At 71.5% G+C, this 14695-nt stretch carries 14 protein-coding genes; 7 read left to right on the top strand and 7 right to left on the bottom strand.

The window, feature by feature from the left end:
* Positions 1-59: 59 nt before the first annotated feature.
* The gene (locus tag ABEA43_RS14040; protein WP_345561841.1) at positions 60-1445 is read left to right on the top strand and encodes a YibE/F family protein; all 1386 of its coding nucleotides are present in this window, start codon (positions 60-62) and stop codon (positions 1443-1445) included.
* A 7-nt stretch (positions 1446-1452) separates the two neighbouring features.
* Here ABEA43_RS14040 and ABEA43_RS14035 read toward each other — a convergent pair whose 3' ends face one another.
* From ABEA43_RS14035 to ABEA43_RS14020, 4 genes are all read right to left on the bottom strand, one after another.
* Positions 1453-2310 carry an NAD(+)/NADH kinase gene (locus ABEA43_RS14035; protein WP_345561839.1) on the bottom strand — a complete coding sequence of 286 codons (858 nt, stop codon included), beginning with the start codon at positions 2308-2310 and terminating at the stop codon, positions 1453-1455.
* Between the two features lie 34 nt (positions 2311-2344).
* On the bottom strand, positions 2345-3667 hold the full coding sequence (locus tag ABEA43_RS14030; protein WP_345561838.1) for an enolase C-terminal domain-like protein: 1323 nt from the start codon (positions 3665-3667) through the stop codon (positions 2345-2347).
* 17 nt (positions 3668-3684) lie between these two features.
* Positions 3685-4599 carry a 5-dehydro-4-deoxyglucarate dehydratase gene (gene kdgD, locus ABEA43_RS14025; protein ID WP_345561836.1) on the bottom strand — a complete coding sequence of 305 codons (915 nt, stop codon included), beginning with the start codon at positions 4597-4599 and terminating at the stop codon, positions 3685-3687.
* 154 nt (positions 4600-4753) lie between these two features.
* Positions 4754-5671 carry a LysR substrate-binding domain-containing protein gene (locus ABEA43_RS14020; RefSeq protein WP_345561834.1) on the bottom strand — a complete coding sequence of 306 codons (918 nt, stop codon included), beginning with the start codon at positions 5669-5671 and terminating at the stop codon, positions 4754-4756.
* 168 nt (positions 5672-5839) lie between these two features.
* Between ABEA43_RS14020 and ABEA43_RS14015 the strand changes: the two genes are divergently transcribed.
* Genes ABEA43_RS14015 through ABEA43_RS13995 form a run of 5 tightly spaced genes read left to right on the top strand, consistent with a single transcriptional unit; the run spans position 5840 to position 10664 of the window.
* Positions 5840-6847, top strand: a complete 1008-nt coding sequence (locus tag ABEA43_RS14015) for a tripartite tricarboxylate transporter substrate binding protein (RefSeq protein ID WP_345561832.1) — start codon at positions 5840-5842, stop codon at positions 6845-6847.
* A 57-nt stretch (positions 6848-6904) separates the two neighbouring features.
* Positions 6905-7456: a tripartite tricarboxylate transporter TctB family protein gene (locus ABEA43_RS14010; RefSeq protein ID WP_345561830.1), complete on the top strand. Its 552-nt coding sequence runs from the start codon at positions 6905-6907 to the stop codon at positions 7454-7456.
* Positions 7457-7477: 21 nt separating this feature from the next.
* Positions 7478-8986, top strand: a complete 1509-nt coding sequence (locus tag ABEA43_RS14005; protein WP_345561828.1) for a tripartite tricarboxylate transporter permease — start codon at positions 7478-7480, stop codon at positions 8984-8986.
* On the top strand, positions 8983-9378 hold the full coding sequence (locus ABEA43_RS14000; protein WP_345561826.1) for a universal stress protein: 396 nt from the start codon (positions 8983-8985) through the stop codon (positions 9376-9378). Before ABEA43_RS14005 ends, ABEA43_RS14000 begins: the two co-directional genes overlap by 4 nt.
* Positions 9375-10664 (top strand): glucarate dehydratase family protein, encoded by a 1290-nt coding sequence (locus tag ABEA43_RS13995; protein ID WP_345561824.1) that lies wholly within the window; start codon positions 9375-9377, stop codon positions 10662-10664. The genes ABEA43_RS14000 and ABEA43_RS13995 overlap by 4 nt, the downstream gene beginning before the upstream one ends.
* On the opposite strand, the gene ABEA43_RS13990 is transcribed toward ABEA43_RS13995, so the two are convergent.
* Genes ABEA43_RS13990 through ABEA43_RS13980 form a run of 3 tightly spaced genes read right to left on the bottom strand, consistent with a single transcriptional unit; the run spans position 10665 to position 13657 of the window.
* A complete protein-coding gene (locus tag ABEA43_RS13990) occupies positions 10665-11381 on the bottom strand; it encodes a FadR/GntR family transcriptional regulator (RefSeq protein ID WP_345561822.1) in 717 nt (238 codons plus the stop codon).
* Positions 11382-11384: 3 nt separating this feature from the next.
* Positions 11385-12518 (bottom strand): L-talarate/galactarate dehydratase, encoded by a 1134-nt coding sequence (locus ABEA43_RS13985; protein WP_345561820.1) that lies wholly within the window; start codon positions 12516-12518, stop codon positions 11385-11387.
* A gap of 11 nt (positions 12519-12529) precedes the next feature.
* A complete protein-coding gene (locus ABEA43_RS13980; RefSeq protein WP_345561818.1) occupies positions 12530-13657 on the bottom strand; it encodes an L-talarate/galactarate dehydratase in 1128 nt (375 codons plus the stop codon).
* A gap of 109 nt (positions 13658-13766) precedes the next feature.
* On the opposite strand from ABEA43_RS13980, the gene ABEA43_RS13975 reads away from it, so the two are divergent.
* On the top strand, positions 13767-14612 hold the full coding sequence (locus ABEA43_RS13975) for a DUF72 domain-containing protein (protein WP_345561816.1): 846 nt from the start codon (positions 13767-13769) through the stop codon (positions 14610-14612).
* Positions 14613-14695: the final 83 nt, after the last annotated feature.

Raw genomic sequence — 14695 nt, 5'->3', positions numbered from 1 at the left:
CCCCGCGGCGCGAGGTGCAGTACTGTCCTTGTTCGTCAGCCGAGGAGGAGCTTCACCCGATGGGCGCCAACCACGCGCACGGCACCACCGCCGTCCCCAGCTCGCGGCGCACCGTGCTGGCCAGCCTGGCCGTGCTGGTGCCGCTGGCGATCATCACGCTGGCCGCCCTGCTGTGGCTGTGGCCCGACGGGCGGCCGGCCGCCGCGCAGGGGTCTCCCGGCGTCGAACGGCACAGCGGCACCCTCACCGGCGTGACGCTCAAGCCGTGCCCGGCCGTCACGGAGGGCGCGCCCCGGCCCGACCCGGCGACCTGCGGAAACGCCACCGTCAGGGTCGAGGACGGTCCCGACGTGGGCAAGGATGTCACGCTTCGCCTGCCGAGCGGCCCCGGGGCCCAGCGATTCGCCGCGGACGACGCGGTCATCCTGCTGCGCGACACGGACGGGGCCTACCAGATCTCGGACCATGACCGGGCGACGTCGCTGTGGCTGTTCGGGGCGGCGTTCGCGCTGGCGGTGATCGCGTTCGGCCGGTGGAAGGGGGTGACGGCCCTCGTCGGGCTGGCGGTGACGTTCGTGCTGCTGCTGACGTTCGTCATCCCGGGCATCCTGGAGGGCAGGTCGCCCATGCTGGTGGCGATCGTCGGGGCGGCGGCGATCATGCTGGCGGTCCTCTATCTCACGCACGGCTTCTCTGTGCCCACGTCCATGGCCGTGCTCGGCACCCTGGCCAGCCTGACGCTCACGGGGCTGCTGTCGTACGGCGCGCTGGGGTTCGCCAGGCTCAACGGGATCACCGACGACAGCGCGATGACGCTGGGCATGAGCCTGTCGATCGACACGCAGGGGCTGCTACTGGCCAGCATCATCATCGGCGCGCTCGGGGTGCTCGACGACGTCACGGTCACGCAGGCGGTGACGGTGGCCGAGCTCGCCCACGCCAACCCCTCCTACGGCTTCGCCCGCCTCTACCGGGCGGCCGGGCGCATCGGGCGCGCGCACATCGCCTCGGTGATCAACACGATCATCCTGGCGTACGCGGGGGCGTCGCTGCCGCTGCTCCTGCTGTTCAGCATCGGGGAGCAGCCGCTGGGGGACGTGCTGACCACGCCGGTCATCGCCCAGGAGATCGTCCGCAGCATCGTGGGCACGCTCGGCCTCATCGCCGCCGTCCCCATCACCACCGCCCTGGCAGCCCTGACGGCCTCTCGCACCCACGGCAGCACCGACTCCCCTGACGATTCTGTGGGCCACCGTGACGAGCGCGACCCCTTCGAAGGTGCCGGCCACCACGATCACGAGGGCGGCTTCTTCGGCCGCGAGGAGGAGCCCACCGGGTTCTTCACGCCGCACCCGGACCAGCGCGGCCTCGCCGGGCGGACCGGCGGTCCCGCGCCCTCGGGCGACGGCCGCTCCGCCCGTCACCGGCGCGGCACGGGCGGCTGAGGGGCGGTCAGTCGACCTCGGCGCTGCCGTCCACCCGCAGCTTGCGCCGGGCGCGTTCGTAGAACGTGGTGCCGAGCCGCACCACGTTGGCCGCCCCCGGCCAGGCGGCGACCGTGACGCTGTCGCCCGGGCACAGGTGCCCGACCACGGCCCCGTCGACCTCCACCGCCAGCCGCCCGCTGGTGGGCAGCACCTGCAGCGTCACCTCCTCGTCCGCGGGCAGCACCAGGGCCCGGTTGAAGGAGGAGTGCGCGGCGGCGGGCACGACGAGGATCGCCTCCACGCGCGGCGACACGATCGGCCCGCCAGCGGAGAAGCTGTAGGCCGTGGAGCCGGTGGAGGTGGCCACGATGACGGCGTCGGCGGCGTAGCGGACGAAGGGGCTGCCCGACGGGGTGACGGACACGGCCGCCAGCCCGTCGCCGGGGATCCGCACCAGCGCGATGTCGTTGAACGCGGTCACGTTCGTCCCGGCCACGGTGCTGCGGATGGCCATGCGCGGCTCGGTCGTGTAGCGGTGGCCGTCGATGGCCGAGAGCGTGTCGGCCAGCCCGTCCACGTCGATCTCGGCCAGGAAGCCGAGCCGCCCGAGGTTCACCCCGAGTATGGGCGTCGGCCGCCCGGCGAGCAGCCGCATCGTGCGCAGCATCGTGCCGTCGCCGCCGAGCCCGACCAGCAGGTCGGCCCGCTCGACGAGGCTGTCGGCGTCGACCGCCACGGCGGTGCAGTCGATGCGTCCTACCTCCTCGGGCAGGCCCAGCACGGTCACGCCCTTGTCGGCCGCCCAGCGCAGGATGGTGTCGATCGCCTTCTTGGAGTCGCGCTGGGGGTGCAGCACCAGCCCGACCGTCCCGACCATGCCCATGCGCCCACACTAGGCGATGTCCCGCACCGCTCTCTCAGCGGACGAGGCAGGGCCGCTTGGCGTCGAACGTCCAGCCCTCCACCAGGTACTGCATGGCCACGGCGTCGTCGCGGGCGCCGAGGCCGTGGCGGAGATAGAGCTCGTGGGCCGCGGCCAGCGCGTCCCGGTCGAGCTCGACGCCGAGCCCGGGCGTGTCGGGCACGTCGATCCCGCCGTCGGTGATCTGGAACGGCCTGGTCGTGAGCGCCTGGCCGTCCTGCCAGATCCAGTGCGTGTCCAGTGCCGTGATCTCGCCCGGGGCCGCCGCCCCGACGTGTGTGAACATGGCCAGCGAGATGTCGAAGTGGTTGTTGGAGTGCGATCCCCAGGTCAGCCCGAAGTCGTGGCAGAGCTGGGCGACGCGGACCGAGCCCGCCATGGTCCAGAAGTGCGGGTCGGCGAGGGGGATGTCCACGGCGCCGGCCCGTACGGCGTGGGCCATCTCCCGCCAGTCCGTGGCGATCATGTTCGTCGCGGTGGGCAGGCCGGTGGCCCTCTTGAACTCGGCCATCGTCTCCCGGCTGGAGAAGCGGCCTTCCGCGCCGCACGGGTCCTCGGCGTAGGCCAGGACGCCGCGCAGGTCGCGGCCCAGGCGGACGGCGTCGGCGAGCAGCCAGCCGCCGTTGGGGTCGAGGGTGATGCGCGCGTCGGGGAACCTGGCGGCCAGCGCCTTGACCGCCGCCGCCTCCTCCTCGCCGGCCAGCACGCCGCCCTTGAGCTTGAAGTCGGTGAACCCGTAGCGCTCCCTGGCCGCCTCGGCCAGCGCGACCACCGACTCGGGCGTCAGGGCGGGCCTGCGGCGCAGCCGGGACCAGCGGTCCGCGCCCTCGTCGTCGACCCGGTAGGGCAGGTCGGTCTTGCCCGGGTCGCCGACGTAGAAGAGGTAGCCCAGCATGGGCACCCGGTCACGCTGCCGCCCGTCGCCGAGCAGCTCGGCCACCGGCAGGCCGAGGTACTGCCCGTGCAGGTCGAGCAGCGTGGACTCGATGCCGGTGACCGCGTGCACGGTGGTGCGCAGGTCGAACGTCTGGGCGCCGCGCCCGCCCGCGTCCCGGTCGGCGAAGCGGGCCGCCACCTCGCGCAGCAGGCTGCGGTAGCGGGCCACGGGCTTCCCGGCCAGCAGCGCTCCCGCCTCCTCGACGGTCCGGCGGATCGCCTCGCCGCCCGGCACCTCGCCGAGGCCGGTACGCCCGTCGGAGTCGGTGGTGATGACGACGTTGCGGGTGAAGAACGGTCCGTGCGCGCCGCTCAGGTTGAGCAGCATGCTGTCGTGCCCGGCGACCGGGACGACCTCGACGCGCTGGATGGTGGGAGACACGAGCCGGCCCTCCGGGCTTAGTTGATCTTGCTGATGAGCGCGGTCAGCTCGGCGAGCTCGCCGTCCGTGAGGTTCTGCAGCGGCGGCCGCACCGGTCCTGCCGGGCGCCCGACGGCCGTGAGGCCCGCCTTGACGATCGAGACGGCGTACCCCTTGGTGCGGTCACGGATGTCCAGGTAGGGCACCACGAACTCGCGAATGCGGCGGTAGACGGCCTCGCGGTCCTGCGCCAGGACGTCGGCGTAGAAGCCGAGCGCGAACTCCGGGACGAAGTTGAAGATCGCCGAGGAGTACGTGCTCATGCCGAGCTGCAGCAGCGGCAGGGCGAAGGTCTCGGCCGTGGGCAGGCCGCCGATGTAGGCCAGGCGGTCGCCGACCCCGGCGTAGATGCGGGTGAGGCTCTCGATGTTGCCGACGCCGTCCTTGAAGCCGACGAGGGTCTCGTTGCGCTCGGCCAGAGCCTGGACGGAGCGGTCGTTGAGCACGGCGTTGGCCCGGCTGTAGACGATGACGCCGAGCCCGGTGGCCGCGCAGACGGCGCTGACGTGCTCGACCAGGCCCTCCTGGCCGGCTTCCGTCAGGTAGGGCGGCATGAGCAGCAGGCCGTCCGCGCCCGCCGCCTCGGCCGCCTTGGCCTGCTCGACGGCGCTCGCGGTGCCGCCGGTGGCCGGGGCCACGACCGGCACCCGGCCGGCCACCTCGTCCACCGCCACGCGGACCACCCGGTCGATCTCGGCGGCGGTCAGCGAGAAGCCCTCACCGGTGCCTCCCGCGGCGAACAGACCGGCCACGGGGTAACCGCTCAACCAGGACAGGTGATCGCGATAGCGCGCCTCGTCGAACTCCAGGTCCTGGTCGAAATGGGTGACGGGGAACGACAACAGGCCGCTCTTGAGCTGAGCGGCGAGCTCCTGCGGCGAGTACTTGGCCATGGCGGACGTCCTTTGCTTGACACGCGCGCGTGGTGTCACCCCGCGCCACCGGTAAGGTCTGACGCCGCCAGGCTAAGAAGGCGGAGTGATTCCTGTCCAAGTGCGATTCTGAATCCGACGATACCCACAAAGCATCGCAAAGCAGGACAAGCCCTCAGCCGATGCGTTCGGGGAGCAGATCGAGCACGCGCCAGAGCGCGGGATTGGTCGAGCCGCGATCCCAGATGACGTGCAGCTCCACCGGCTTTCCCGCGACGCCGTCGCCCTCGTCCAGCGGGTCGCCGCCGCCGCGCGTGAGGTCGCAGAAGGCGATGCCCTCGATGCCGAGCGAGCGCGCGCTGGCCGGCGCCAGCGCCACGCCGCGCCCGGCCGCCACGAGGAGCGCGGCGGTGAGGATCTGGTGCACCTGCTGCTCGATCCGGGGATGGGCGTTGGTCAGGAACCGGACGGTGAGCTCGTGGAAGTAGCGCGACTGGACCGGGCTGTAGCTGATCACCGGCAGGCCGTCGAAGTCGTCCGGCACGAGCGGCCGGCCGAGTGCGGCGAGCGGATGGCCGAGGGGGACCACGGCGCACAGCGGCTCGCGGAAGACGACCCGGGAGTCGAGCGTGGCGATGTCGAAGGGCGGGCGCGCGAGCCCCAGGTCGAGCTCGCCGCGCAGGATGCCGTCCACCTGCCCGGCGGTCACCCGCTCGTGGAGGATGACGTCGATCTCCGGCAGCTGCTCCGCCAGCCGGCGCAGCAGCGCGCCGAGCATGCTGATGGCCGAGACCGCAGTGAAGCCGAGCCGTACCGTGCCCGTGGCGCCGTTGGAGATCCGGCGCGCCCGGTCGCCCGCGGTGTCGACGAGCGAGAGCATCCGCCGCGCGTCCTCCAGGAAGCCGCGGCCCGCGTCGGTGAGCACGACCCGGCGATTGTCACGTTCCAGGAGGGTGACGCCGACCGCACGCTCCAGCTTCTGGATGTGGCGGCTGAGCGGGGGTTGCGTCATGCGCAGCCGATCAGCGGCGCGGCCGAAGTGAAGCTCCTCGGCGACCGCTACGAACGCCCTGATCTGATCGAGTGTTAGCATGATGCGCAAAGAGTATCACTTAATACCGAAATGAGCCTGGACAGGCATCGAAGCTGCTACCTAGTCTCCGGAGACTACGGAGCGGTAACCCAGCCGAAACATCGAGGCGCCTCCGACCGCCGCTCCTTAGCAGAGACGCGGTCCACCGCCTGCACGAAGGAGAAGTCCATGCCGACATCTCGGACAACCCCCCGCCGCATCCTCGTGGGTGTCCTCGGCGCCACCGCCGCGCTCGCGCTGACCGCGTGCGGTGGTGTCAAGACGACCTCCTCTGGTGGCGGCGACGGTAAATATCCGACCGGGAACATCGAGTTCAGCGTCGGCGCCTCCGCCGGCGGCTCCAGCGACCTCATCACCCGGTCGCTGGCCCAGGGCATGAGCAAGGAGCTGGGCGTCTCCACGCCCGTGCTCAACAAGCCCGGCGCCAACGGCGCGCTCGCCGCCAAGGAGCTCCAGTCCGCGAAGGCCGACGGCTACAAGATCGCCGTCCAGAACGCCTCGCTCTTCACCATCACGCCGCTCACGGTGTCCGCCGCCGAGGCCACGAAGATCGACTCGTTCGAGGTCATCACGGGCGTCTCGCGCGACGACTACGTCATGGCCACCAACCCCAAGTCCGGCTTCACCTCGATCGAGGACATGAAGAAGGCCGGCAAGGCGATCCGCTACGGCACGACCGGCGTCGGCACCGGCGCCCAGCTCGCCTCCGCGCTGACCTTCAAGTCGGCCGCGATCGAGGCGACGGCCGTGCCCTTCGACGGCGGCGCCCCCAACCTGACCGCCCTGCTCGGCAACCAGGTCGACGTCTCGACCATGCAGGTCGGCGAGGCCATCGAGAACATCAAGGCGGGCAAGCTCGTCCCGCTCGCGGTCTTCTCCGAGCAGCGCATACCCTTCCTCCCGGACGTGAAGACGGCCAAGGAGCAGGGCTTCGACGTCCTCGTGACGCAGTACCGCTTCCTGACCGCCCCCAAGGGCACGCCCGCCGACGTCAAGACGCGGCTGCTCGACGCGGCCAAGAAGACCTTCGCCACACCTGAGTACAAGAAGTTCAACGAGGACAACTCCCTCACCCCGATGGAGGTCGCGCCCGAGGAGGTCCTCAGCTCCCTGAAGAACGACTCCACCACCTACAAGGCCCAGCTCGACAAGTTCGGGATCAGTCTGGCCGGTTGATCGCGGCAGCGGCGGCCGGCGGCCGCCGCACCCCGGCACCGCCACCAAGGAGTGTGCATGTCCATGTCCGACCCCACCAGGTCGCCCGGCGCCGAGACACCTGGCCCCGACGGGGACGTCCTCGACGTCGACCGCCTCCAGGCGGAGCTGCTGGAGGAGACGCGACCGCCGCACGCGGGCCCGATCTCGCAGGTCGCGGCGGCCCTGGTGGCGCTCGCCACCGGTGTGGCCGGGGCGCTCGGATCCCTCGCGCTCGGGCTCGGCCGGCTCACGCAGCCGGGTCCGGGACTGTGGCCGTTCGCCATCAGCGTCGTCATCGTCGTGCTGTCGGTGACGCTCGTCGTCACCGGCCGCGGCCTGGAGGACACCGAGCGCTTCTCCAAGTCGAGCCTGCTCACCGTGATCGCCCTGGTGACGCTCGTCGCGCTCGCCGCGCTGCTCCCGGTGATCGGCTTCGAGATCCCCTCGCTGCTGCTCGTCTTCGTCTGGCTGCGCTGGCTGGGCCGGGAGTCGTGGCGTTCCTCCATCGTGATCAGCATCGGCACCGTGGCCGCGTTCTACGCGCTCTTCGTCCTGCTGCTGCAGATCCCGCTTCCCCGCCTCATCTAGGGCCCCATCCGAGAAAGCCACATGGACATCTCCCCGATCCTCAACGGCTTCAGCGTCGTCCTGGAGCCGGCCAACCTGCTCTACTGCCTCATCGGCGTCATCATCGGCATGCTCATCGGCGTGCTCCCGGGGCTCGGCCCCGGCGCGACGATCGCCATCCTGCTGCCGATCACGTACGGCATCGGGCCGGTCCCGGCGATCATCATGCTGGCGGGCATCTTCTACGGCGCCCAGTACGGCGGCACCATCACCTCGGTCCTGCTCCGCCTGCCCGGCGAGGCGTCCTCGGTGGTGACCGTGTTCGACGGCTTCGCCCTGGCCAGACAGGGCAAGGCGGGCACCGCACTCGGCATCGCCGCCATCGGCTCCTTCATCGGCGGCACCGTCTCCATCATCGGCCTGACGCTGCTCGCCCCGGTCGTGGCCGGCTTCGCGCTCGACTTCGGGCCCCCCGAGTACGCGGCGCTGGGCATCCTCGGCGTCCTGCTGATCTCCTCCGTGGGCAACGGCAACAAGCTCAAGGCGGTCATCGCGGCCGGCGTCGGCCTGCTCCTCGCGACCGTGGGCCGCGACACCTTCACCGGCGCCGAGCGCTTCACCTTCGAGAGCCTGAACCTCGCCGAGGGCATCGACTTCATCCCGGTGGCCATGGGCCTGTTCGGGCTCAGCGAGATCCTCTACAACATCGAGGAGCGGCACAACAAGGTCCACTCGCCGGCCACGGTCGGCAACGTGTGGCCGTCCCGCAAGGACCTCGGCCAGGCCAAGGGCGCGATCGGCCGCGGCTCGCTCATCGGCTTCATCCTGGGCGTGCTGCCCGGCGGCGGCGCGACGCTGGCCTCGCTGGCCGCGTACGCGCTGGAGAAGCGGCGGGCCAAGCAGCCCGAGCGGTTCGGCAAGGGCGCCGTCGAGGGCGTGGCCGCCCCCGAGACCGCCAACAACGCCGCCGCGACCTCGTCGTTCATCCCGCTGCTGACCCTCGGCATCCCGGCGAACGCGACGATGGCCCTCATGTTCGGCGCGCTGCTCATCCAGGGCATCCAGCCGGGGCCGCAGCTCGTCACCGAGCACCCGGACGTGTTCTGGGGCGTCATCAACTCGATGTACATCGGCAACATCCTGCTGCTCATCATGAGCATCCCGATGGTCGGCGTGTTCGTGAAGATCCTCCGCGTCCGGCCCGGAGTGCTGGCCCCGATCACCGTGCTCATCACGCTGCTCGGCGCGTACACCGTGAACAACCAGGTGTACGACATCTTCCTGGTCATCGGGTTCGGCCTGCTGGGCTACCTGATGAAGAAGTTCGGCTTCGAGCCGGGGCCGCTGGTGCTCGCGTTCGTGCTCGGCCCGATGATCGAGAACTCGGCGCGGCAGTCGCTGCTCATCTTCGGCGGCGACCCGTCCGGCTTCTTCACCCGCCCGATCTCCGGAACGGTGCTCGCCCTGGTGGTGCTCGTCGCCCTCCTGCCGCTCATTCGTAAGGCCGTGCGCCGCAAGAGCCCCGATCCTGTCGAGGAGAAGATCTCATGACCATCCTGGTCGGTTACCTGCCCACGCCCGAGGGGGCGGCCGCGGTGGACGCGGGCCTGCGCGAGGGCGCCCTGCGCGGCGAGCGCGTGATCATCGTGAACTCCCCGCGCCGGGGCGCGCCCGTCGACGAGCACAAGATCGACGACGCCGCGGGCGCCGAGCTGCTGAAGCGGGCGCGCGAGGCCGGCGTGGACGCCGAGGTACGCCAGCCGCTGCACGACGACGACCTGCCCGAGACCTTCGAGCAGCTCGTACGCGAGACCGGCGGCAGCTTGATCGTCATCGGGCTGCGGCATCGCTCGCTGGTGGGCAAGTTCATCCTCGGCAGCGAGGCCCAGCGCATCCTCATGGAGGCCAGCGTGCCCGTGCTGACGGTCAAGGCCGAGCTGTGAGCGGCCCGGCCGACCTCGCCGACCTCGCCGCCCGGATCAGCCGGGTCACCGTCACGCCCGTCGCCTTCCGCGACCCGCCGCTGCTCAACGTCGTCGGCGTGCACCAGCCCTTCGTGCTGCGCGCGATCGTCCAGGTGCACACCGACTCCGGGCTGGTGGGGCTGGGCGAGACGTACGCCGACCAGGCCCACCTCGACCGGCTCGGCGCCGTCGCCGCCGCCCTGCCAGGACTGGACGCGTTCGACCTGAACGGGCTGCGCCGCGTCGTCGTGGAGCGCCTCGGCGCGTCCACCGGCGGGGCGGGCGCCAGCTTCGGCGGCATGCTGGAGGTCTCCAGCGCCGTGGACACCGTGGCCGCGCCCTTCGAGGTGGCGCTGCTGGACCTGCAGGGCAAGGTGCTCGACCGGCCGGTGAGCGCCCTGCTCGGCGGCGCCGTACGGGATCGGGTGCCGTTCTCGGCGTACCTGTTCTACAAGTGGGCCGGCCACCCCGGCCACGACGAGGACTCCTGGGGCGAGGGCAGCACGCCCGAGCAGATGGTCGCCCAGGCCCGGCGGATGGTCGACGACTACGGCTTCACCGCGATCAAGCTCAAGGGCGGCGTCTTCGAGCCCGGCCACGAGATCGACACGATCGAGGCGCTGGCGGCGGCCTTCCCCGATCACGCCCTGCGCATCGACCCCAACGGCGCGTGGACCGTCGAGACCTCGATCAAGGTGGCGCACCGGCTGGCCGGTGTCCTGGAGTATCTGGAGGACCCCACGCCCGGCATCGACGGCATGGCCGCGGTCGCCAGGCACACCGACCTGCCCCTCGCCACGAACATGTGCGTGATCGCCTTCGAGCACCTGAAGCCGGCCGTAGCCGCCGACGCCGTGCAGGTCGTGCTCTCCGACCACCACCTGTGGGGCGGGCTGCGGCGCTCGGCGCTGCTCGGCGGCATCTGCGAGACGTTCGGCATGGGCCTGTCGATGCACTCCAACTCCCACCTCGGCGTGAGCCTCGCCGCGATGACCCACCTGGCCGCGGCCACCCCGAACCTCACCTACGCCTGCGACACGCACTACCCGTGGAAGAGCGAGGAGGTCGTCAAGCCGGGCGCGCTGGAGTTCCGTGACGGGAGCGTGGCCGTGCCGACCGGTCCCGGGCTCGGGGTCGAGCTCGACGAGGACGCACTCGGCGCGTTGCACGAGCAGTACCTCGGCTGCGGGCAGCGCGGCCGCGAGGACACCGCCTACATGCGCGGCATCGTGCCGGACTTCACGCCCAACACGGCCCGCTGGTAGCTAGGGAGCCTGTAGGCGGGCGCGCGAGTTGGACAGGTGCAGCCGCATCGCGGCCCGCGCCGCCGCCGCGTCCTGGTCCGCGATGGCGCGGTAGACGTTCTCGTGCTCCAGCGTCACCCGCGTGAGGTGGGTGGCGTCGGAGACCGTGTACGGGTGCGCCAGCCGCGTCCGCGGCAGCATGATCATCATCGGGCCGAGCGACGCGAGCAGGTCGGAGTAGAACCGGTTGCCCGCGGCCAGCGCGATCTTGAGGTGGAACTGGAAGTCGGCCTCGACGGCGTTGCCCGGGTGCTCGCCCGAGCGCGTGAGATCGACGAGCGCCCGTTCGACGGCCTTGAGCTGCAGGTCCGTGCGGCGCTGCGCGGCCAGCCCGGCCGCCTCCGACTCGACGCCGATCCGGAAGTCGATCATGTCGAGGACGTCGCGGTGGGTGCGGATCTGCGCCGCCTCCACGGAGAAGGCCGTGGAGGCGGGCAGGGCCAGCACGAACGAGCCTCGGCCCTGGAACGTCTCGACGAGCCCGGCCGCCTGGAGCCGCGAGATGGCCTCGCGGACCACCGTGCGGCTCACGCCGAACTCCTCGACCAGCGAGGACTCCGTCGGCAGCTTCTGACCGGGCTCGATCTCGCCCGCGAGGATGCGCGCCTTCAGCCGCTCGACGAGCTCATGCGCGAGCCCGCGCCCGGTGTCGCGATCGAGCCTGCGGTCTGATGGCACGGGTCACAACCTACCCGCGAACTCGGCCGCGTCGAGCCGCCAGTCCGCGGCCTGCCCGGCCAGGCTGAGCCCGAGCCCTGGACGGTCGGGGACGATCATGCGCCCGTCCTCGATCGCGAGCCGTTCGTTGAACAGCGGCGAGAGCCATTCGATGTGCTCGACCCAGGAGTCGCGCGGGTAGGCCGCGGCCAGGTGCACGTGGATCTCCATCACGAAGTGCGGCGCGACCTGGAGGTTGGCGTGGTCGGCGAGCGCCGCGACCTTGAGGTAGGGCGTGATGCCGCCCACGCGCGGCACGTCCGGCTGGAGGAAGTCGGCGCCGCGCAGGTCGATGAGGCGGACGAGCTCGGGCACGGCGGTCAGCATCTCGCCGGTGGCGATCGGGGTGTCGAGCGCGGCGGCGAGCCGCGCGTGCCCCTCGGCGTCGTGGGCGTCCAGCGGCTCCTCGATCCAGACCAGGCCGAGCTCCTCCACCGCCCGGCCGAACCGCAGCGCCGACGCCCGGTCCCACTGCTGGTTCGCGTCCACCATCAGCGGCACGTCATCGCCCAGATGCTCGCGAACCGCCGCCAGCCGCCGCAGGTCCTCCCGCATGTGGGGCTGACCGACCTTGATCTTGATGCCGCCGATGCCGTCCGCCAGCGACCGGCTCGCCCGTTCTGTGACCTCCTCGACCGGGGCCTGGAGGTAGCCGCCCGAGGTGTTGTACGTCCTGACCGAGTCGCGGTAGGAGCCCAGCAGCTTGGCCAGCGGCAATCCAGCCCGCCTGGCCTTGAGGTCCCAGAGCGCGGTGTCGACGGCGGAGATCGCCTGGGTGGCGACCCCCGAACGGCCGACGGAGGCGCCCGCCCACAGGAGCTTGTCGTAGATCGCGCCGACGGCGGAGGGGTCCTCGCCGAGCAGGGTCGCGGCGAGCTCCTTGGCGTGGGCGAACTGGGCGCGGCAGCCGGCCCGGGTGGTGTAGGAGAAGCCCAGGCCCGCGAGCCCGTCGTCCGTCGTGATCTCGCAGGTCAGCACGTCGATCTGGGACAGGGGCCGCTGGCGTCCGGTGGCCACCTTGGCGTCGCTCACCGCGAACGCGAGCGGCACGGCGTAGTGGCCGAACCGCACGGCCGCGATGCGGCCGGCTTTCGACATTGGGGGCATGCTCAGGCCTGCCCGAACTCGACGCTGTCGGTCGTCCACTTGCGGCACTGGTCGCTGAGCGTGAAGCCGAGGCCGGGGCGGTCGGGGACGATCATGCGGCCGTCGCGGGTCTCCAGCCGCTCGTTGAACAGGGGGTTGAGCCATTCGAAGTGCTCGACCCAGGGCTCGCGCGGGTAGGCCGCGGCCAGGTGGAGGTGGATCTCCATGGCGAAGTGCGGCGCGAGCTGCAGCCCCGCGTGGTCGGCGAGCGTGGCCAGGCGCAGGAACGGCGTGATGCCGCCGACGCGCGGCGCGTCCGGCTGGATGATGTCGGCGGCGCGGGCCTCGATGAGGCGTACGTGCTCGGCGACGCTGGAGAGCATCTCGCCGGTCGCGATCGGGGTGTCGAGCGCGGCGGCGAGCTGCGCGTGCCCCTCGGCGTCGTAGGCGTCGAGCGGCTCCTCGATCCAGACCAGGCCGAGCTCCTCCACCCTCCGGCCGAACCGCAGCGCCGACGCCCGGTCCCACTGCTGGTTCGCGTCCACCATCAGCGGCACGTCATCGCCCAGGTGCTCACGCACCGCCGCCAGCCGCCGCAGGTCCTCCTTCATGTCCGGCTGGCCGACTTTGATCTTGATGCCGCCGATGCCGTCCGCCAGCGACTGGCCGGCCCGCGCCTTGACCTCCTCGATCGGCGCGTGCAGGAAGCCGCCCGAGGTGTTGTACGTCCTGACCGAGTCGCGGTAGGAGCCCAGCAGCTTCGACAGCGGCAGGTCCGCCCGCCTGGCCTTGAGGTCCCAGAGCGCGACGTCGATCGCGGCCAGGGCCTGGGTGGCCACGCCCGAGCGGCCGACCGAGGCGCCGGCCCAGAGCAGCGTGTCGTACACCTTGCCGATGTCGGAGGGGTCCTGGCCGATCAGGTTCGCCCCGACCTCCTTGGCGTGCGCGTACTGGGCGGGGCCGCCGGCCCGCTTGGAGTAGCTGAAGCCGGTGCCGCGGTGTCCCTCCTCGGTCGTGATCTCGGCGAAGAGGAAGACGATCTCGGTCATCGGCTTCTGCCGGCCGGTGAGGACCTTGGCGTCGCTGATGGGAACGTCCAGCGGAAGCGTGACGGAGGAGAGCGTGACGTGGCGGATGCGGTCGGCTGCCAATGGAGGTCCCCAGGGTTCGGCGGGCGGTGGATTCGTCAGTCATCGTACAAAGACATAACTCGTACGACAAGTTTTATCGGTGTGGAGAACCTCCGCTAACGTCGAGTCCATGCGGCTTCATGTGGGATGCGCGATGTGGACCCACGCGCGCTGGCGGGGCCGGTTCCTGCCGGATCAGCTCCCTCCGGAGGAGCGCCTGCGCGCGTACGCGACCTGGTGCGACGCGGTTGAGGGGAACACGACCTTCTACGCGACCCCGGCGCGGAGCACGGTGGAGTCGTGGGCCCGCCAGATCGCCCCCGACTTCCGCTTCCTGCCCAAGCTGCCCAAGTCGATCACGCACGAGCGCCATCTCACCGGGGCGGACGAGGAGCTCCGCGCGTTCCTGGAGGCGATCGAGCCGCTGGGGGCGCGTACGCATGCGCTCTGGGTGCAGTTGCCCGGCTCGTTCGGTCCGGCCGACCTCGGCACGCTGGCCGCCTTCCTGCGGCGGCTGCCCGGTTCGTACCGGTACGCCGTCGAGGTGCGCCACCGCGCCTTCTTCGAGGACGAGCGCGCGGCGGCCCGCCTCGAAGAAGTCCTGGCGGGCGCGGAGTGGGTCCCCTTCGACACCGTCACGCTCTTCCAGAGCCCGCCGACCAGCGACGCCGAACGCGACGCGTGGACCAAGAAGCCGCGCCTGCCGCGCCGCTCGCGGGCGCTCACCGACCGCCCGATCGTCCGTTACCTGGGCCGCGACGATGAGGCGCGCACGGTCGAGGGCTGGCGGTTCTGGGTCGGGACGGTCACCGAGTGGCTGCGTGAGGGCCGCTCGCCGACCGTGTTCATCCACACGCCGGACAACGCCGACGCGCCCGCGCTGGCCCGCCGCTTCCACGACGAGGTGCGGGCCGGCCTTCCCGAGCTGGCGCCCCTGCCCGAGCCGGAGCCCGTCGAGCCGCTCACGCTCTTCTGATCCGCCGCAGAAGGGGGGTGCCGCCCACCCGGGCGGCACCCCCTTCTTCACGTTTGGCGCCCCGGTCTTTCGACCGAGGCATG

Origin of the sequence: Nonomuraea rosea (assembly GCF_039539705.1) — a bacterium.
GTDB classification, from domain to species: domain Bacteria; phylum Actinomycetota; class Actinomycetes; order Streptosporangiales; family Streptosporangiaceae; genus Nonomuraea; species Nonomuraea rosea.
Note: the sequence above shows the minus strand (reverse complement) of the source record. Positions and strands in the feature narration are given on the sequence as shown.

Bases quoted from the DNA above. Each gene is read 5' to 3' on its own strand.
- ABEA43_RS14040 (WP_345561841.1), top strand. From the start codon at position 60: ATGGGCGCCAACCACGCGCACGGCACCACCGCCGTCCCCAGCTCGCGG.
- ABEA43_RS14035 (WP_345561839.1), bottom strand. From the start codon at position 2,310: ATGGGCATGGTCGGGACGGTCGGGCTGGTGCTGCACCCCCAGCGCGAC.
- kdgD (WP_345561836.1), bottom strand. From the start codon at position 4,599: ATGGCCAAGTACTCGCCGCAGGAGCTCGCCGCTCAGCTCAAGAGCGGC.
- ABEA43_RS14020 (WP_345561834.1), bottom strand. From the start codon at position 5,671: ATGCTAACACTCGATCAGATCAGGGCGTTCGTAGCGGTCGCCGAGGAG.
- ABEA43_RS14015 (WP_345561832.1), top strand. From the start codon at position 5,840: ATGCCGACATCTCGGACAACCCCCCGCCGCATCCTCGTGGGTGTCCTC.
- ABEA43_RS14010 (WP_345561830.1), top strand. From the start codon at position 6,905: ATGTCCATGTCCGACCCCACCAGGTCGCCCGGCGCCGAGACACCTGGC.
- ABEA43_RS14005 (WP_345561828.1), top strand. From the start codon at position 7,478: ATGGACATCTCCCCGATCCTCAACGGCTTCAGCGTCGTCCTGGAGCCG.
- ABEA43_RS14000 (WP_345561826.1), top strand. From the start codon at position 8,983: ATGACCATCCTGGTCGGTTACCTGCCCACGCCCGAGGGGGCGGCCGCG.
- ABEA43_RS13985 (WP_345561820.1), bottom strand. From the start codon at position 12,518: ATGTCGAAAGCCGGCCGCATCGCGGCCGTGCGGTTCGGCCACTACGCC.
- ABEA43_RS13975 (WP_345561816.1), top strand. From the start codon at position 13,767: ATGCGGCTTCATGTGGGATGCGCGATGTGGACCCACGCGCGCTGGCGG.